General features: G+C 65.1%; 14 protein-coding genes. 7 read left to right on the top strand and 7 right to left on the bottom strand.

The genetic code is table 11. The features are described 5' to 3' along the window. Positions 1–45: 45 nt before the first annotated feature. The 7 genes from PVZ80_RS20605 to PVZ80_RS20575 all read right to left on the bottom strand — a co-directional run bounded on the left by PVZ80_RS20605 (position 46) and on the right by PVZ80_RS20575 (position 8,385). Positions 46–1,470 (bottom strand): gamma-aminobutyraldehyde dehydrogenase, encoded by a 1,425-nt coding sequence (locus PVZ80_RS20605; protein WP_101281871.1) that lies wholly within the window; start codon positions 1,468–1,470, stop codon positions 46–48. A 160-nt stretch (positions 1,471–1,630) separates the two neighbouring features. Further along, positions 1,631–2,458, bottom strand: coding sequence for an ABC transporter permease (locus tag PVZ80_RS20600; RefSeq protein WP_028681735.1), 828 nt, complete (start codon positions 2,456–2,458; stop codon positions 1,631–1,633). Beyond that, positions 2,448–3,395, bottom strand: a complete 948-nt coding sequence (locus PVZ80_RS20595) for an ABC transporter permease (RefSeq protein ID WP_028681736.1) — start codon at positions 3,393–3,395, stop codon at positions 2,448–2,450. Before PVZ80_RS20595 ends, PVZ80_RS20600 begins: the two co-directional genes overlap by 11 nt. 1 nt (position 3,396) lies before the next feature. Beyond that, positions 3,397–4,434: an ABC transporter ATP-binding protein gene (locus tag PVZ80_RS20590; RefSeq protein ID WP_009047164.1), complete on the bottom strand. Its 1,038-nt coding sequence runs from the start codon at positions 4,432–4,434 to the stop codon at positions 3,397–3,399. A gap of 202 nt (positions 4,435–4,636) precedes the next feature. After that, a complete protein-coding gene (gene ydcS / locus PVZ80_RS20585; protein ID WP_009047165.1) occupies positions 4,637–5,788 on the bottom strand; it encodes a putative ABC transporter substrate-binding protein YdcS in 1,152 nt (383 codons plus the stop codon). An 87-nt stretch (positions 5,789–5,875) separates the two neighbouring features. Then, positions 5,876–7,366 carry a gamma-aminobutyraldehyde dehydrogenase gene (locus PVZ80_RS20580; RefSeq protein ID WP_028681738.1) on the bottom strand — a complete coding sequence of 497 codons (1,491 nt, stop codon included), beginning with the start codon at positions 7,364–7,366 and terminating at the stop codon, positions 5,876–5,878. A gap of 104 nt (positions 7,367–7,470) precedes the next feature. After that, positions 7,471–8,385 (bottom strand): LysR family transcriptional regulator, encoded by a 915-nt coding sequence (locus PVZ80_RS20575; protein WP_273864477.1) that lies wholly within the window; start codon positions 8,383–8,385, stop codon positions 7,471–7,473. A gap of 190 nt (positions 8,386–8,575) precedes the next feature. Between PVZ80_RS20575 and PVZ80_RS20570 the strand changes: the two genes are divergently transcribed. The 7 genes from PVZ80_RS20570 to PVZ80_RS20540 all read left to right on the top strand — a co-directional run bounded on the left by PVZ80_RS20570 (position 8,576) and on the right by PVZ80_RS20540 (position 16,983). Then, positions 8,576–9,301 carry a tellurite resistance TerB family protein gene (locus PVZ80_RS20570; protein ID WP_016705279.1) on the top strand — a complete coding sequence of 242 codons (726 nt, stop codon included), beginning with the start codon at positions 8,576–8,578 and terminating at the stop codon, positions 9,299–9,301. Between the two features lie 232 nt (positions 9,302–9,533). Further along, entirely contained in the window at positions 9,534–11,156 is a 1,623-nt protein-coding gene (locus PVZ80_RS20565; RefSeq protein WP_016705280.1) for a methyl-accepting chemotaxis protein, read from the top strand. After that, positions 11,156–11,692 carry a chemotaxis protein CheW gene (locus tag PVZ80_RS20560; protein ID WP_009047170.1) on the top strand — a complete coding sequence of 179 codons (537 nt, stop codon included), beginning with the start codon at positions 11,156–11,158 and terminating at the stop codon, positions 11,690–11,692. The genes PVZ80_RS20565 and PVZ80_RS20560 overlap by 1 nt, the downstream gene beginning before the upstream one ends. Further along, positions 11,689–12,963: a CheR family methyltransferase gene (locus PVZ80_RS20555; protein ID WP_009047171.1), complete on the top strand. Its 1,275-nt coding sequence runs from the start codon at positions 11,689–11,691 to the stop codon at positions 12,961–12,963. The genes PVZ80_RS20560 and PVZ80_RS20555 overlap by 4 nt, the downstream gene beginning before the upstream one ends. Then, complete coding sequence (locus PVZ80_RS20550) at positions 12,960–13,640, top strand: chemotaxis protein CheW (RefSeq protein ID WP_009047172.1); 681 nt, start codon at positions 12,960–12,962, stop codon at positions 13,638–13,640. Before PVZ80_RS20555 ends, PVZ80_RS20550 begins: the two co-directional genes overlap by 4 nt. Then, positions 13,637–15,973 (top strand): hybrid sensor histidine kinase/response regulator, encoded by a 2,337-nt coding sequence (locus PVZ80_RS20545; RefSeq protein ID WP_273864476.1) that lies wholly within the window; start codon positions 13,637–13,639, stop codon positions 15,971–15,973. Before PVZ80_RS20550 ends, PVZ80_RS20545 begins: the two co-directional genes overlap by 4 nt. Next, positions 15,970–16,983, top strand: a complete 1,014-nt coding sequence (locus tag PVZ80_RS20540; RefSeq protein ID WP_009047174.1) for a chemotaxis response regulator protein-glutamate methylesterase — start codon at positions 15,970–15,972, stop codon at positions 16,981–16,983. The genes PVZ80_RS20545 and PVZ80_RS20540 overlap by 4 nt, the downstream gene beginning before the upstream one ends. Positions 16,984–17,029 lie beyond the last annotated feature (46 nt).

Raw genomic sequence — 17,029 nt, 5'->3', positions numbered from 1 at the left:
CGGATTTATACAGTCCGTAGGAGCGAGGCTTGCCCGCGATGCGGATCAGTGCTTGAACATCACATGGCGCACGACGGTGTAGTCCTCCAGGCCGTACATGGACATGTCCTTGCCGTAGCCGGAGAGTTTCTGCCCGCCGTGGGGCATTTCGCTGACCAGCATGAAGTGGGTGTTGACCCAGGTGCAGCCATATTGCAGGCGCGCCGAGAGGCGGTGGGCGCGGCCGACATCGGCGGTCCACACCGAGGACGCCAGGCCGTAGTCCGAGTCGTTGGCCCAGCCCAGGACCTGGGCTTCGTCGGCGAAACGGGTGACCGAGACCACCGGCCCGAACACTTCGCGGCGGACGATTTCGTCGTCCTGCTGGGCGTCGGCCAGCACCGTCGGTTCGAAGAAGAAACCGTCGCCGTCCACCGTCTTGCCGCCGGTGACCAGACGGATATGCGGCTGGGCGATGGCGCGCTCGACGAAGCCGGCCACGCGGTCGCGGTGCTGGGCGCTGATCAGCGGGCCCAGCTCGGTGTCCGGGTCGCCCTGCAGGCCGTACTTGATGCTGGCGACCGCTGCGCCGAGCTTCTCGACGAAGCGTTCGTAGATGCCCTCCTGCGCATAGATGCGGCAGGCGGCGGTACAGTCCTGGCCGGCGTTGTAGAAGCCGAAGGTGCGGATGCCGTCCACGGCGGCGTCGATGTCGGCATCGTCGAAGATGATCACCGGCGCCTTGCCGCCCAGTTCCATGTGCATGCGTTTGACGCTGTCGGCGGTGCTGGAAATGATGTTCGAGCCGGTGGCGATGGAGCCAGTGAGCGATACCATGCGCACCTTCGGATGGGTCACCAGCGGCTGGCCCACCGTGGCGCCGCGGCCGAAGACCAGGTTGAGCACGCCGGCGGGAAAGATCCCGGCTGCCAGTTCGGCCAGGCGCAGGGCGGTCAGCGGGGTCTGCTCCGAGGGCTTGAGCACCACGGTGTTGCCGGCGGCCAGGGCCGGGGCGATTTTCCAGGCGACCATCATCAGCGGGTAGTTCCACGGCGCGATGGAGGCGATTACCCCCACCGGGTCGCGACGGATCATCGACGTGTGGCCCGGCAGGTATTCGCCGCCGGCCGAACTGCTGAGGCAACGGCTGGCGCCGGCGAAGAAGCGGAACACGTCGGCAATCGCCGGGATCTCGTCGTTCAAGGCCGCGCTCAGCGGCTTGCCGCAGTTGTCCGACTCCAGCCGGGCCAGCTCTTCACCGTGGGCTTCGATGCTGTCGGCCAGCTTGAGCAACAGCAGCGAGCGTTCTTTCGGCACGGTTTGCGACCAGCTCTGGAACGCCGCGTCGGCGGCGCGCACCGCGGCATCGACCTGGGCTTCGCTGGCCTCGTTGATGTCCACCAGCACCTTGCCCAGTGCCGGGTTGAATATCGGCTGGGCAGGGCCTTCACCAGTGACCAGTTGGCCGTTGATCAAGAGTTTGGTTTGCATGTTCGTGTCCTCTTCGAAGCTATTGTTTTTCTATGGAAACGAGCCTCTGTAGGAGCGAGGCTTGCCCGCGAAAACGCGTTAGCAGTCAACATCGATGTTGAATGTGCAGGCCTCTTCGCGGGCAAGCCTCGCTCCTACAGGCCCGGGTTCCAAGCCGGTTTTATTTGCCGCCGCTGCCCGCGACGCTCTCGCCGCCGCGGGTCAGGTAATAGGCGCCGAGGATCGGCAGCATGGTCACCAGCATCACCAGCATGGCGACGACGTTGGTCACCGGTACGTCCCGCGGTCGGCTGAGCTGGTTGAGCAGCCACAGCGGCAGGGTGCGTTCATGGCCGGCGGTGAAGGTGGTGACGATGATTTCGTCGAACGACAGGGCGAACGCCAGCATGCCGCCGGCCAGCAACGCCGAGCCGAGGTTGGGCAGGATGATGTAGCGGAAGGTCTGCCAGCCGTCGGCGCCCAGGTCCATCGAGGCTTCGATCAGGCTATGGGAGGTGCGGCGCAAACGGGCGATCACGTTGTTGTAGACGATCACCACGCAGAAAGTCGCGTGGCCGACGATGATGGTGAACATCCCCGGCTCGATCCCCAAGGTCTTGAAGGTCGCCAGCAGGGCGATGCCGGTGATGATCCCCGGCAGGGCGATGGGCAGGATCAGCATCAGCGAAATGCCCTGCTTGCCGAAGAAGTCCCGCCGGTACAGCGCCGCCGAGGCCAGGGTGCCGAGGATCAGGGCGATCAGGGTGGCGATGGCGGCGATCTGCAGCGACAGCTTGATGGCCTCGAGCACGTCGGGGCGGGCGAAGGCCACGCTGAGCCACTTCAGGGTGAAGCCCCGGGGCGGAAAGCTGAAGGCAGCGTCTTCGGTGTTGAAGGCGTAGAGGAAGATGATCAGGATCGGGAAGTGCAGGAACAGCAACCCACCCCACGCGGCAAGGCGCAGGCCCGTTGAGGCTTTTTCCCCGTGCGTGGCTGAATCAGAGCGCATCGAAGGCCCCCAGGCGTTTGACGATGGACAGGTAAATGGCGATCAGCACGATCGGCACCAGGGTGAAGGCGGCGGCCATCGGCATGTTGCCGATCGCCCCTTGCTGGGCGTAGACCATGCTGCCGACGAAGTAGCCGGGCGGGCCCACCAGCTGCGGCACGATGAAATCGCCCAGGGTCAGGGAGAAGGTGAAGATCGAGCCGGCGGCGATGCCCGGCACCGACAGCGGCAGGATCACCTGCATGAAGGTCTGGCGCGGCTTGGCGCCGAGGTCGGCGGAGGCTTGCAGCAAGGACGGCGGCAGGCGCTCCAGGGACGCCTGGATCGGCAGGATCATGAACGGCAGCCAGATATAGACGAACACCATGAAGCGTCCCAGGTGCGAGGTCGACAGGGTGCTGCCGCCGACCCCGGGAATCCCCAGGATGAACTGCAACAGCGGCTCCAGCCCCAGGTGCTGGACGAACCACTGGGCCACGCCGCCCTTGGCCAGCAGCAGGGTCCAGGCGTAGGCCTTGACGATGTAGCTGGCCCACATCGGCAGCATCACCGCGATATAGAAGAACGCCTTGGTCTTGCCGCTGGTGTAGCGCGCCATGTAGTAGGCGATGGGGAAGGCGACCACGGCGCTGGCAAGCGAGACGGCGATGGCCATGCTCAGGGTGCGCAGGATGATGTCGAAGTTCGACGGCTGGAACAGCGCGGCGAAGTTGGCCAGGGTCAGGTCCGGGGTGACCGCCATGGTGAAGTCGTCGAAGGTGTAGAAGCCTTGCCAGAGCAGGACCAGCAAGGAGCCCAGGTAGATCGCGCCGAACCAGAGCAGCGGTGGCACCAGTAGCAGTGCCAGGTACAGGTTCGGCCGCCGGTACAGCAGGTTGGAAAAGCGCCGCAGCGGCGAGCCGCCGGCGCTTTGGGGAGTGATTGCCAGGGTGTTCATGTCACACCCCGCTCGCCAGGGTATCGGCCAGCGGGATCATCGCCTCGCGGGCCCAGCGCGCGCTGATGCGTTGCCCGGTCTGGTGCTGGGCGCTGCTGTCCAGCCATTGGTCGTTGGCCTGGCTGATGCTGAGGGTCTGGCCGTTGTCCAGTTGCAGCTCGTAGCGGGTGGCGCTGCCCTGGTACTGGATATCGTGCAGCAGGCCGCTGACTTCGATCTCGTGGCTGGACAGCGGGCCTTCGGCGAAGCGCACGTGTTCCGGGCGGATCGAAAAGGGCCGCTGGCTGCCGCTCAGGCGCTCGGCCAGCTCGCCGCGAATCACGTTGGAGGTACCGACGAACTCGGCGACGAAGGTGGTGGCCGGTTTCATGTACAGGTTGCGCGGGCTGTCGACCTGCTCGATGCGGCCCTTGTTGAACACTGCCACGCGGTCGGACATCGACAGGGCTTCGGTCTGGTCGTGGGTGACGAAGATGAAGGTGATGCCGAGCTGGCGCTGCAGCTTCTTCAGTTCGCCCTGCATCTGTTCGCGCAGCTTCAGGTCCAGCGCTCCCAGGGGTTCGTCCAGCAGCAGGACCCGCGGCCGATTGACCAGCGCCCGGGCCAGGGCCACGCGCTGGCGCTGGCCGCCGGACAGCTGCACCGGCTTGCGCTCGCCGTAGCCTTCCAGGGCGACCATGGCCAGGGCTTCCTCGGCGCGTTTGAGGCGCTCGGCCTTGGCGACGCCTTTGACTTTCAGGCCGTAGGCCACGTTGTCGCGCACGTTCATATGGGGGAACAGCGCGTAATCCTGGAACACGGTGTTGACGTCGCGCTGGTAGGGCGGCAACCCAGTGGCTTCGGCCCCGTGGATGTGGATCGAACCGGCACTCGGCTGTTCGAAACCGGCGATCAGGCGCAGGCAGGTGGTCTTGCCCGAGCCGGAAGGGCCGAGCATGGAAAAGAACTCGCCGTCCTGGATATCGATGGAAACCCGGTCAACGGCCTTTACCTCGCCGAACTGCCGGGAAACGTTGGTGAACTGGACTGCAAGCGTCATGGTGCGGTGCTCCGGAAAAGCGCGCTGTCGAAATAAGCAGGATCAGGTCTGGCGGCGAAGGCCGCTCCTGCCGGAGCGAACCTGGCGCAGGAACCTGTAGCCGCTGCCGCAGGCTGCGATCGCCCCGCAAGGGCGCGGCGATCCTCAGGGCGCACAAGGTCCAGCGGACCTTGCGCAGCCTGCGGCAGCGGCTACAGGGGGCTCACCTGCCTCCCATGATCGCGATGTAGTCCTGGGTCCAGCGGCTGTACGGCACGAACTTGCCGCCCTCGGCCTGCGGGGTTTTCCAGAAGGCGATCTTGTCGAACTGGTCGAAGCCGTTGGTCTTGCAGCCCTCGGCGCCCAGCAGTTCGCTTTCCTTGCAGGCCGCCGGCACGGCCGGCAGCGAGCCGAACCAGGCGGCGACGTCACCCTGGACCTTCGGCGTGAGCGACCAGTCCATCCACTTGTAGGCACAGTTGGGGTGCTTGGCCTCGCTGTGCAGCATGGTGGTGTCGGCCCAGCCGGTGGCCCCTTCCTTGGGAATGGTCGAGGCGATCGGCTGTTTCTCGTTGATCAGGCCGTTGACCTGATACGGCCAGGAGCTGGCGGCGACCACGCCTTCGTTCTTGAAGTCGCTCATCTGCACCGTGGTGTCGTGCCAGTAGCGGTGAATCAGCGGCTGCTGGGCGCGCAGCAGGTCGAGCACCGCCTTGTACTGGGCCTCGGTCAGTTCGTAAGGGTTCTGGATCCCCAGTTCCGGTTTCGCGCTCTTGAGGTACAGCGCGGCGTCGGCGATGTAGATCGGCCCGTCATAGGCTTGCACGCGGCCCTTGTTGGGCTTGCCGTCCGGCAGGTTCTGCGCATCGAACAGTACGCTCCAGCTGGTCGGCGCCTGCTTGAAGACGGTGGTGTTGTACATCAGCACGTTCGGGCCCCACTGGTAGGGCGTGCCGTAGGTCTGCTTGTCGACCACGTACCAGGGCGCGTCCTTGAGGCGTGGATCGAGGTTTTTCCAGTTGGGAATCAGCGCGGTGTTGATCGGCTGCACGCGCTTGCCGACGATCAGCCGCAGGGAGGCGTCGCCGGATGCGGTGACCAGGTCGTAGCCGCCCTTGGCCATCAGGCTGACCATCTCGTCGGAGGTGCCCGCGGTCTTGACGTTGACCTTGCAACCAGTCTCTTTCTCGAAGCCGGTGACCCAGTCGTAACTCTTGTCGCTTTCGCCACGTTCGATGTAGCCGGGCCAGGCCACGATATCCAGCTGACCTTCGCCGGCGCCGACGGCCTTGAGCGGTTCGGCGGCCTGGAGGCTGGCGCTGGCCAGCAGGGCGGTGGTGATTGCACTGAGCAGTGCGGTCTTGTGCACGAACATGGGGAAACCCTCTTCTTCAAATTATGGTCGGGGCAGTTGTGAACGTGGTGGAGCGCGCCCTAAGGGCTTGTTATTAGCTTAGTGCCGTTATTCCAGGTCATTGCCGTGGCGGGCCATGATGTGCCGCACCACGCTGTAGTCCTGCAGTGAATCGCTGGACAGGTCCTTGCCGTAGCCGGAGCGTTTCAAGCCGCCGTGGGGCATTTCGCTGGCCAGCATGAAATGGCTGTTGATCCAGGTGCAGCCGTATTGCAGGCGGGCCGCCACCTGCATGGCCTTGTCCAGGTTCTGGGTCCAGACCGACGAGGCCAGGCCGTATTCCGAGTCGTTGGCCCATTCCACCGCCTGCGCCAGCTCGTCGAAACGGGTGACGGTGACCACCGGGCCGAACACTTCGCGCTGAACGATTTCATCCTGCTGCCGGCAGCCGGCCAACAGGGTCGGCTGGTAATAGAAACCGGCGCCCGAATGCACCGCGGCGCCGGTCACCCGCTCGATATGCGGTTGGCCCAGGGCGCGTTCGACGAAGCTGGCCACGCGATCGCGCTGGCGGGTACTGATCAGCGGGCCGATCTCGTTGTCGGCATCGCGCTTGCCGGCGAACCGCAGGCTACTCACGGCGGCGCCCAGCTCGGCCACCAGGCGGTCATGGATTCCGCCCTGGGCGTAGATCCGGCAGGCCGCGGTGCAGTCCTGGCCGGCGTTGTAGTAGCCGTAGTTGCGCACGCCTTCGACCACGGCCTGCAGGTCGGCATCGTTGCAGACGATCACCGGGGCCTTGCCGCCCAGCTCCAGGTGCGTGCGTTTCAGGGTTTTCGAGGCGGCCTGGAGGATCTTCTGCCCGGTGACGATATCGCCGGTCAGCGACACCATGCGCACCTTGGGATGGCTGACCAGGTGGCTGCCGACGCCTTCGCCACCGCCGCAGACAATGTTCAGCACGCCGCGCGGCAGCAGTTCGGCCAGGGTCGGCGCCAGGGCCAGGATCGACAGCGGGGTGTGCTCCGACGGCTTGAACACCAGGGTGTTGCCGGCGGCCAGGGCCGGAGCGATCTTCCAGGCGGCCATCATGATCGGGTAGTTCCACGGCGCGATGGACGCCACCACACCGATGGGGTCGCGCCGCACCATGCTGGTGTAGCCCGGCAGGTACTCGCCGGCCAGCTGGCCGGTCTGGCAGCGCACCGCGCCGGCAAAAAAACGGAACACGTCGACGGTGGCGCCCAGATCATCCTGGCGCGCCAGGTGCAGCGGTTTGCCGCAATTCAGCGATTCCAGGCGGGCCAGGTGGTCGGCCTGCTTTTCCACGGCATCGGCAATTGCCAGGAGGATATTCGAGCGTTGCTGGGGCGTGGTGCGCGACCAGTCGGTAAAGGCGCGGTGGGCGGCGAGGATCGCGCCTTCCACCTGTTCGCTGCTGGCCTCGGCGATCTGGGTCAGCACTTCGCCGGTGGCCGGGTTGAGGATCGGCTCGACAAGCCCCTGGCCGGCGACCAATTCGCCATCGATCAACAAAGCGGTGGACAACGGAGTCTGCGCGCCAGCCATTTTCCGGGTTCTCTTTTCTTGTATGGCCATGGTGCTCTCCAGTGACGGAGGCCCGGCCCTCTCTGGACGGATGATCAGAGACTAGTGGCGGGGCCGGTGCTCGACAAATACTAAATACTGAATGCAGCGTTCGATTAAATAGATGGCTTGCGCCCGCCGTGGGGCTGTTCGCGGGCCACGGTCAGGAACGGGTCCACCAGCGTCGGGCGCGCCGCGCCACGGCGCCAGGCCAGGCCGACGTCGAGGGTCTGGCTGAGGTCGGCGATGGGCCGGGCTTCGATGATGTCGCCCTCCAGCGACCAGGGGCGATAGGTCATGTCCGGCTGGATCGACACCCCAAGCCCGGCCGCCACCAGGCTGCGCACCGCTTCGGTGGAGGCGGTGCGCAAGGTGACGCGCGGTTGTAGGCCGGCGCCGGACCACAGGCGCTGGGCGTTGCGGTCCATTTCATCGACGTTGAGCTGGATCAGCGGCTCGCGCGCGACATCCGCCAGGTTGATGCTGTCGTGTTCCAGCAACGGATGCTGGGCAGGCAGCCACAGGCGGTGAGGGGAGTGGGTCAGCACTTCGGTCTGCAGGGCGTGGCGGTCCTCTAGGTTGGAGAGGATCAACACCCCGACGTCGATTTCGCCGCTGACCAGCAAGTGCTCGATGTAGGGGCGCTCATCCTCCATCACGCGGATTTCCACATTGGGGTAGGCGCGCTGGAAACGCGTGAGCAAATCCGCCAGGTAGTAACCGGCGACCAGGCTGGTCACGCCGACGATCAACTGGCCGGCCACCTGGTCGGTGCTCTGTTGCAGGCTGCGCTTGGCGTTGTCGACCGTGGCCAGGATCAGGTGCGCCTGGCGCAGGAACTGGTGGCCCTGGTGGGTCAGAGTCATGCCCTTGGCATGGCGGTTGAACAGGCTGACGCCGATTTCCTGTTCGAGCTGCTGGATCGCCAGGGTCAGGGTCGACTGGGAAATGAACACTGCCTGGGCGGCGGCCGAGATCGAGCCGGTCTCGGCCACGGCGATGAAGTGATGGATCTGGCGCAGGGTCATCATGGGCAATCACCGGTCAGGCGTTTTTATCGATTTTTTCGAGTGTATATCTTTTTAATCGAACGACTGCCCAGGCGCATGGCCGAGTCCGGCGAAGCAACATCTGGAAGCACACTCGAGCCCAAGCGCTGGGCACTTCGATCTAGGCTGGTGGCCTTATTGATTCGATCAACTCAAATTGCTGGAGGTTTGGATGAACACCCGTGGATTGCTCGATCAATTGCTCAAGTCCGGCCAGGAGCTGTTGCAGAACAAGGCCGGGGCGCAGCAGAACAAGGCATCCGCTGCCGACAAGGGCGCGCTGGGCGGGTTGCTCGGTGGCGGGTCCGGTGGGCTCGGCAGCCTGTTATCCGGTGCTGGTGGCGGGGCGTTGGCGGCCGGCGCCATGGGCTTGCTGCTGGGCAATAAAAAAGCCCGCAAGTTCGGGGGCAAGGCGTTGACCTACGGCGGCCTGGCGGCATTGGGCGTGATCGCCTACAAGGCCTACGGCAACTGGCAGGCGCAGCAGGCCGGTGCGCCGAAAAGCGAGCCGCAGACCCTCGACCGCCTGCCCGCGCAGCAGGTCGAGCAGCACAGCCAGGCGATTCTCAAGGCGCTGGTGGCTGCAGCCAAGGCCGATGGCCATATCGACGAGCGCGAGCGCGCCCTGATCGAAGGTGAGTTCACCAAGCTGGACAACGACCAGGAGCTGCAGCACTGGTTGCACGCCGAACTCAACAAACCCTTGGACCCGGCGGATGTCGCGCGGGCCGCCGGCACGCCGGAAATGGCCGCCGAAATGTACGTCGCCAGCGTGATGCTGGTGGACGAGGAAAACTTCATGGAGAAGGCCTACCTGGATGAGCTGTCGCGTCAGCTCAAGCTGGAGCCGGGGTTGAAGCTCGAACTGGAAAAACAGGTGCGCCAGGCCAGTCTTTGACGCCAATCGGGCGTGCGCTGGAGAAAGCTTCGCACGCCCTCTTTGATGGCTGAAATACCCTCTGCTTGTGCCGGATCATCACTGGCGGCGCTCGAGCCATCTGGCGGAAAGTAGCCCTCCAGAGCGGACCCTGCCTTTCGCTCTGAGTGAGACGTGGTGCGCAACACGCTGATAAATGATGGTACGCCCTCGGCTATACTCCCCACCATTTGAATGGCCCCGAGGACTGACTGTGAAGAACTGGACGTTGCGCCAACGCATTTTGGCGAGCTTTGCGGTGATTATCACCATCATGCTGCTGATGGTCATAGCCTCGTACTCCCGCTTGTTGAAGATCGAGGCCGGCGAAGATCGCATGCGTTCCGATGCCATTCCCGGGGTCTATTTCAGTTCGATGATTCGCGGTTCATGGGTCGACAGTTTCCTGCATACCCAGGAAATCATCGGCCTGAACGAAGGCAAGGGCGTCAGTGCCAAGGATGAGGCGGACTTCAAAAGCTTCGAGCAACGCCTGCAGAAATACATGGCCAGCTACCAGGGAACGCTTCGCGGCGAGACAGACCGGCAGGAGTTCGACGAGTTTGAAAAGCGCCATCAGGAATTTCTCAGGATTCAGGCCACGGTCCTGGATCTGCATCGGCGTAATCAGGAAGCCGAGGCTGTCCGCGTGTTCCATGAGCAGTTGACGCCCACCTGGATCGCCGGTCGGATGAAACTCAACGACATCATCGACGAGAACAAGGGGGTCGCCGATTCGGCCGCCTCGCAGATCGACGATGCGGTGGCCGAGGCCAAGGTCACCATGGGCGTTTCCCTGCTGGTGGCGGTGCTGGCGGCGGGCCTGTGCGGCCTGTTGCTGATGCGCGCGATCATGGCACCGATGAACCGTATCGTGAAGATCCTCGACGTCATGCGCACGGGCGATCTGACCAGCCGCCTGAACCTGGAGCGCAAGGACGAATTCGGCGCCGTGGAAACCGGCTTCAACGACATGATGACCGAACTCAACTCCCTGGTGTCCCAGGCGCAGCGCTCCTCGGTCCAGGTCACCACCTCGGTCACCGAGATTGCCGCCACCTCCAAGCAGCAACAGGCCACCGCCACCGAGACCGCGGCAACCACCACCGAAATTGGCGCGACCTCCCGGGAAATCGCGGCCACCTCGCGCGATCTGGTGCGCACCATGACCGAAGTCTCCACCGCCGCCGACCAGGCTTCGGTGCTGGCCGGCTCCGGCCAGCAAGGCCTGGCGCGGATGGAAGAAACCATGCATTCGGTGATGGGCGCGGCCGACCTGGTCAACGCCAAGCTGGCGATCCTCAATGAGAAGGCCGGCAACATCAACCAGGTGGTGGTGACCATCGTCAAGGTCGCCGACCAGACCAACCTGCTGTCGCTCAACGCCGCGATCGAAGCCGAGAAGGCCGGCGAATACGGGCGCGGTTTTGCCGTGGTGGCCACCGAAGTGCGGCGTCTGGCGGACCAGACCGCGGTCGCCACCTACGACATCGAGCAAATGGTCCGGGAGATCCAGTCGGCGGTCTCGGCCGGGGTCATGGGCATGGACAAGTTCTCCGAAGAAGTGCGCCGCGGCATGGCCGAGGTGCAGCAGGTCGGCGAGCAGCTGTCGCAGATCATCCATCAGGTCCAGGCCCTGGCGCCGCGGGTGTTGATGGTCAACGAGGGCATGCAGGCCCAGGCCACCGGTGCCGAGCAGATCAACCACGCCCTGGTGCAACTGGGCGATGCCAGCAGCCAGACCGTCGAGTCGCTGCGCCAGGCCAGTTTCGCCATCGATGAACTGAGCCAGGTGGCGGTGGGGCTGCGCAGCGGCGTCTCGCGTTTCAAAGTCTGATGAACGAGCTCGCAGCGAAAGGCGGCGCAGGGACGGCGACCAAAGACGCGCTGTTCCTGGTGTTCCGCATCGGCACCGAACGTTACGCCTTGCAGGCCGTCGAGGTGGTCGAGGTATTGCCGCGCCTGCAACTCAAGCCGATTCCCCGGGCGCCGTCCTGGGTGGCCGGGGTCTTTGCCCATCGCGGCGCGGTGGTGCCGGTGCTCGACCTGAGCGCCCTGACCTTTGGCCAGCCGGCGCAGGAGCGCACCAGCACCCGCCTGGTGCTGGTGCATTACCGCCCGCAGGCGGCACAGCCCGCGCGGTTGCTGGGGCTGATCCTCGAGCAGGCCACCGACACCCTGCGGTGCAACCCGCAGGACTTCAAGGCCTACGGCCTGGATAACCGCAATGCGCCGTACCTGGGGCCGGTCCATGAAGACGCCCAGGGCCTGCTGCAATGGGTGCGGGTCGACGATCTGCTGGATGCCGAGGTGCGTGCGCTGCTGTTTCCCTCGCCGCCACTGGATCCGGCGTTGCTCGGGGAGTCGTCATGAGCAGCGACCAGCGATTTTTCGATTTTCTCAAGGAGCGCATCGGCCTCGACGTGGCCTCGGTGGGGCCGGCGATCATCGAGCGCGCGGTGCGCCAGCGCAGCATCGCCCAGCAGGCGCCCAGCACCGACCATTACTGGCAGACCCTGCAAGGCTCGCGGGATGAACAGCAAGCGTTGATCGAGGCGGTGATCGTCCCGGAAACCTGGTTTTTCCGGTACCCGGAGTCCTTCGCGACCCTGGCCAAACTCGCCCTCTCGCGCCTTTCCCAACTCAAGGGCATGCGCGCATTGCGCATCCTCAGCCTGCCGTGCTCCACCGGCGAAGAGCCGTACTCGATTGCCATGGCCCTGTTCGACGCCGGGCTTGCCCCCCATCAATTCAAGGTCGATGGCTTCGATGTCAGCCCGCTGTCGGTCGAGCGGGCCAGGCAGGCGGTATACGGCAAGAACTCCTTTCGCGGCCAGCACAGCGATTTTCGCGAGCGGCACTTCACCGCCGAAGATGAGCGCTACAGCCTCAGCGAGCGGGTGCGCGAACAAGTGCGCCTGCAGGTCGGCAACCTGCTGGACCCGACCTTGCTGGCCCATGAACCGCCCTACGATTTTGTCTTCTGTCGCAACCTGCTGATCTATTTCGATCAGCCGACCCAGCGCCAGGTGTTCGAAGTGCTCAAGCGCCTGACTCACGTTGAAGGCGTGCTGTTCATCGGCCCGGCCGAAGGCAGCCTGCTGGGCCGTTTGGGCATGCGTTCGATCGGCATTGCCCAGTCCTTTGCCTTCAGCCGGCATAACGAACCCGAGCCCGAACCCGCGCCGGCCTTTGTCCCAAGCGCATTGCCGGCACGCCAGCCGGTGCGCAGCATCGCGCCGCCCGTGCGCAGCCGGCCGTTTTCCAGTGCCGCCGTGGCAAGCCAGCGCCCCGCGCCGACCAGGCCGGTCAGCGACGCCACGACCCTGCTGGCGAGCATCGCGGCCCTGGCCAACGAAGGTAAAAGCGCCGAGGCACGGGCGGCCTGCGAGCACTACCTGGATACCCACGAGCCGGTGGCGCAGGTGTTCTATTGGCTAGGGCTGCTCAGCGACGTGGCGGGCAGCGCCCTGGAAGCCCAGGGTTTCTATCGCAAGGCCCTGTACCTGGACCCGCAGCACGCCGAAGCGCTGGCGCACCTGGCCGCCTTGCTGGCTTCCCAGGGCGACGTCGCCGGTGCCCGTCGATTGCAGGAGCGTGCGGCCCGTAGCGGCCGTGCAGCAGACAGTGAGCGTAAATCATGAGCGGCTCTGTTTCGTTGAACGTGACCCACGAAGATGCGCAGGCCATCGACGATTGCTGGAACCGCATCGGTATCCATGGCGACAAGAGTTGCCCGTTGCTGGCCGGGCATGTGCATTGCCGCAACTGCTCGGTGTATTCCGCCGCGGCCACCCGTCTGCTCGACCGCTATGCGTTGCAGCAGGAGCGTCCTGAGCACACGGCCGAGGCCGATACGGATGTCGTCACCCGTTCGCTGTTGATGTTCCGCCTGGGCGAAGAGTGGCTGGGCATTGCCACCCGTTGCCTGGTGGAAGTGGCGCCGCTGCAACCGATCCATTCCTTGCCGCACCAGCGTTCGCGAGCCTTGCTGGGCGTGGCGAATGTGCGTGGTGCGCTGGTGGCCTGCCTGTCGTTGGTGGAACTGCTGGGGCTGGACACCAGCGGCACGGTCGTGTCGGGCGCGCGGGTCATTCCGCGCATGCTGATCATCGCCGCCCAGGGCGGCCCGGTGGTGGTGCCGGTGGACGAGGTGGAGGGTATCCATGCCATCGACGAGCGCACCCTGGACGCCGCCGCGGTTTCCGGCCAGCAGGCCAGTGCCAAGTACACCCGTGGCGTCCTGCAATGGAAGGGCCGCAGCCTGCGTTGGCTGGATGAAGAGCAGTTGCTGTCTGCCGTGACCCGGAGCCTGACATGACCCCCGATCAAATGCGCGACGCCTCGCTGCTCGAACTCTTCAGCCTGGAAGCCGAAACCCAGACCCAGGTGCTCAGTGCCGGCCTGCTGGCGCTGGAACGCAATCCGATCCAGGCCGACCAGTTGGAAGCCTGCATGCGCGCCGCTCACTCGCTCAAGGGCGCGGCGCGGATTGTCGGGGTCGACGCTGGCGTCAGCGTGGCCCATGTGATGGAAGATTGCCTGGTCAGCGCCCAGGAAGGGCGGCTGTACCTGCATCCCGAGCATATCGATGCGCTGCTGCAGGGCACCGATTTCCTGATGCGCATTGCCACGCCGGGCAGCCAGGTCGGTGATCAGGACATTGCCGCCTATGTGGCGCTCATGGAGCAGTTGATCGGCTCGTCGGGTGCGCCGGCTGCAGGCGCTGTCCCGCCCAGGGTCGAGCCAGGCCTGTTGCCCATGGCCGAGCTGCAGCTGGAGGCCCCGCGGGTCGAACCCGAACCGCCGGTCCCGCCGTTCGAGATGCCGCAGGAGGTACTGCAGGAAACCCTGCAAGAGACGGCCGCGGCGCTTGCGCAGAAGGGCAAGAAGCTCGCCGAGGGTGGCGAGCGGGTGCTGCGGGTCACGGCCGAACGCTTGAACAGCCTGCTCGATCTGTCGAGCAAGTCGCTGGTGGAAACCCAGCGCCTGAAGCCGTACCTGGCGGCCCTGCAGCGCCTCAAGCGCATGCAGAGCAACGGGCTGCGCGCCCTGGAAAACCTCAATGGGCATCTCAAGGCGCAGGTGTTGGGCCTGGAGGCCCTCGAAGCCCTGGAGGATGCGCGGCGCCTGCTGGCGGAGTCCCAGCAGCTGCTGACCGAGAAAACCGCCGAGCTGGATGAGTTCGGCTGGCAGGCCAGCCAGCGTGCCCAGGTGCTCTACGACACCGCGCTGGCCTGTCGCATGCGGCCGTTCGCCGATGTGCTGATGGGCCAGGTACGGATGGTCCGCGACCTGGGGCGCAGCCTGGGCAAGCAGGTGCGCCTGGAAGTCGAAGGCGAGAAGACCCAGGTCGATCGCGACGTGCTGGAAAAACTTGAAGCGCCATTGACCCACCTGCTGCGCAACGCAGTCGATCACGGCATCGAAATGCCCGAGCAGCGACTGCTGGCGGGCAAGCCGGCCGAGGGCCTGATTCGCCTGCGCGCTTCCCACCAGGCCGGATTACTGGTGCTGGAACTCAGCGACGACGGCAATGGCGTCGACCTGGAACGGGTGCGCCAGAGCATCGTCGAGCGCCAGCTGTCCCCGGCCGAGACCGCTGCCCAACTGAGCGAGGAAGAACTGCTGACCTTCCTGTTCCTGCCGGGCTTCAGCCTGCGGGACAAGGTCACCGAGGTCTCCGGGCGCGGTGTCGGCCTGGATGCGGTGCAGCACATGGTGCGCCAGCTGCGCGGCGCGGTGCAGATGGAGCAGGTGGCGGGGCAGGGCAGTCGTTTCCACCTCGAAGTGCCGCTGACCCTGTCGGTGGTGCGCAGCCTGGTGGTGGAGGTCGGCGAAGAGGCCTACGCCTTCCCGCTGGCGCATATCGAACGCATGTGCGACCTGGAGCCCGATGACATTGTCCAGCTGGAAGGGCGCCAGCATTTCTGGCACGAAGGCCGCCATGTCGGCCTGGTCGCGGCCAGCCAGCTGTTGCAACGCCCGGCGGGGCAGAGCAACGACTCCACACTCAAGGTGGTGGTGATTCGCGAGCGCGACGCGGTCTATGGCGTGGCGGTCGAGCGTTTCATCGGCGAACGGACCCTGGTGGTGCTGCCGCTGGACGACCGCCTGGGCAAGGTCCAGGACATTTCCGCCGGGGCCTTGCTCGATGACGGCTCCGTGGTGCTGATCGTCGACGTCGAGGACATGCTGCGTTCGGTGGACAAGCTGCTCAATACCGGCCGGCTGGAGCGCATCGCCCGTCACAACCGCCATCAGGCCGAGACGGCGCGCAAGCGCATCCTGGTGGTCGACGATTCGCTCACTGTGCGTGAGCTGCAACGCAAGCTTTTGCTCAACCGTGGTTATGACGTAGCGGTCGCCGTCGACGGCATGGATGGCTGGAACGCCCTGCGTTCGGAAGACTTCGACCTGCTGATCACTGACATCGATATGCCCCGAATGGATGGGATTGAATTGGTCACACTCCTGCGCCGTGACAATCGCCTGCAGTCGTTGCCGGTGATGGTGGTTTCCTACAAGGATCGCGAAGAGGACCGGCGCCGTGGACTGGATGCCGGAGCCGACTATTATCTAGCCAAAGCCAGTTTCCATGACGACGCCCTGCTGGATGCGGTGGTGGAGCTGATTGGAGGAGCGCGGGCATGAAAATCGCGATCGTCAATGACATGCCCATGGCCGTGGAGGCCCTGCGCCGGGCCCTGGCCTTCGAACCCGCGCATGAAGTGGTGTGGGTCGCGACCAATGGCGCCGAAGCGGTCGAATACTGCGCGCAGCTGACGCCCGACCTGATCCTGATGGACCTGATCATGCCGGTGATGGACGGCGTGGAGGCGACCCGCCGGATCATGGCCGAAACCCCTTGCGCCATCGTGATCGTCACGGTGGACCGCCAGCAGAACGTGCATCGGGTGTTCGAGGCCATGGGCCATGGCGCGCTGGACGTGGTCGATACACCGGCCCTGGGGGCTGGCAATGCGCAGGAAGCGGCGGCGCCTTTACTGCGCAAGATCCTCAATATCGGCTGGCTGATCGGCCAGCAGCGCGGCAACCACGTGCGTTCGGCACCGGCGCCGATGCGCACCATGGCGCAACGTCAGGGCCTGGTGGCGATCGGCTCGTCCGCCGGTGGCCCGGCGGCGCTGGAAGTGCTGCTCAAGGGGCTGCCCGCCCATTTTCCGGCCGCCATCGTGCTGGTGCAGCACGTCGACCAGGTATTCGCCGCGGGCATGGCCGAATGGCTCAGCAGCGCTTCCGGGCTGAAGGTGCGCCTGGCCCGCGAAGGCGAGCCACCGCAGAGCGGTACGGTGCTGCTGGCCGGGACCAACCACCATATCCGGCTGTTGAAGAACGGCACCCTGGCCTACACCGCCGAGCCGGTAAACGAGATCTATCGGCCATCGATCGATGTGTTTTTTGAAAGTGTCGCCAGTTACTGGAATGGCGATGCGGTCGGCGTACTGCTGACCGGCATGGGCCGCGACGGCGCCCAGGGCCTGAAGCTGATGCGTGATCAGGGTTACCTGACCATCGCCCAGGACCAGAATAGTAGCGCGGTGTATGGCATGCCCAAGGCGGCGGCTGCCATCGACGCTGCCACAGAGATTCGCCCACTGGACAAGATCGCTCCACGATTGCTGGAGATATTTGCCAAATGACCGACAAACGCAGCTGTCCTGGCCAGGTAGCAACTCAGGTGACAAC

Origin of the sequence: Pseudomonas sp. B3G-3, assembly GCF_028640915.1 — a bacterium.
GTDB lineage: Bacteria > Pseudomonadota > Gammaproteobacteria > Pseudomonadales > Pseudomonadaceae > Aquipseudomonas > Aquipseudomonas chlororaphis_I.
Note: the sequence above shows the minus strand (reverse complement) of the source record. Positions and strands in the feature narration are given on the sequence as shown.

Excerpts from the sequence above, each read along its gene's own strand:
- PVZ80_RS20570 (WP_016705279.1), top strand. The coding sequence starts at position 8,576 with ATGAACACCCGTGGATTGCTCGATCAATTGCTCAAGTCCGGCCAGGAG.
- PVZ80_RS20550 (WP_009047172.1), top strand. The coding sequence starts at position 12,960 with ATGAGCGGCTCTGTTTCGTTGAACGTGACCCACGAAGATGCGCAGGCC.
- PVZ80_RS20590 (WP_009047164.1), bottom strand. The coding sequence starts at position 4,434 with ATGACGCTTGCAGTCCAGTTCACCAACGTTTCCCGGCAGTTCGGCGAG.
- PVZ80_RS20560 (WP_009047170.1), top strand. The coding sequence starts at position 11,156 with ATGAACGAGCTCGCAGCGAAAGGCGGCGCAGGGACGGCGACCAAAGAC.
- PVZ80_RS20545 (WP_273864476.1), top strand. The coding sequence starts at position 13,637 with ATGACCCCCGATCAAATGCGCGACGCCTCGCTGCTCGAACTCTTCAGC.
- PVZ80_RS20600 (WP_028681735.1), bottom strand. The coding sequence starts at position 2,458 with ATGCGCTCTGATTCAGCCACGCACGGGGAAAAAGCCTCAACGGGCCTG.
- PVZ80_RS20605 (WP_101281871.1), bottom strand. The coding sequence starts at position 1,470 with ATGCAAACCAAACTCTTGATCAACGGCCAACTGGTCACTGGTGAAGGC.
- PVZ80_RS20555 (WP_009047171.1), top strand. The coding sequence starts at position 11,689 with ATGAGCAGCGACCAGCGATTTTTCGATTTTCTCAAGGAGCGCATCGGC.
- PVZ80_RS20575 (WP_273864477.1), bottom strand. The coding sequence starts at position 8,385 with ATGATGACCCTGCGCCAGATCCATCACTTCATCGCCGTGGCCGAGACC.
- PVZ80_RS20595 (WP_028681736.1), bottom strand. The coding sequence starts at position 3,395 with ATGAACACCCTGGCAATCACTCCCCAAAGCGCCGGCGGCTCGCCGCTG.
- PVZ80_RS20580 (WP_028681738.1), bottom strand. The coding sequence starts at position 7,366 with ATGGCCATACAAGAAAAGAGAACCCGGAAAATGGCTGGCGCGCAGACT.
- ydcS (WP_009047165.1), bottom strand. The coding sequence starts at position 5,788 with ATGTTCGTGCACAAGACCGCACTGCTCAGTGCAATCACCACCGCCCTG.
- PVZ80_RS20540 (WP_009047174.1), top strand. The coding sequence starts at position 15,970 with ATGAAAATCGCGATCGTCAATGACATGCCCATGGCCGTGGAGGCCCTG.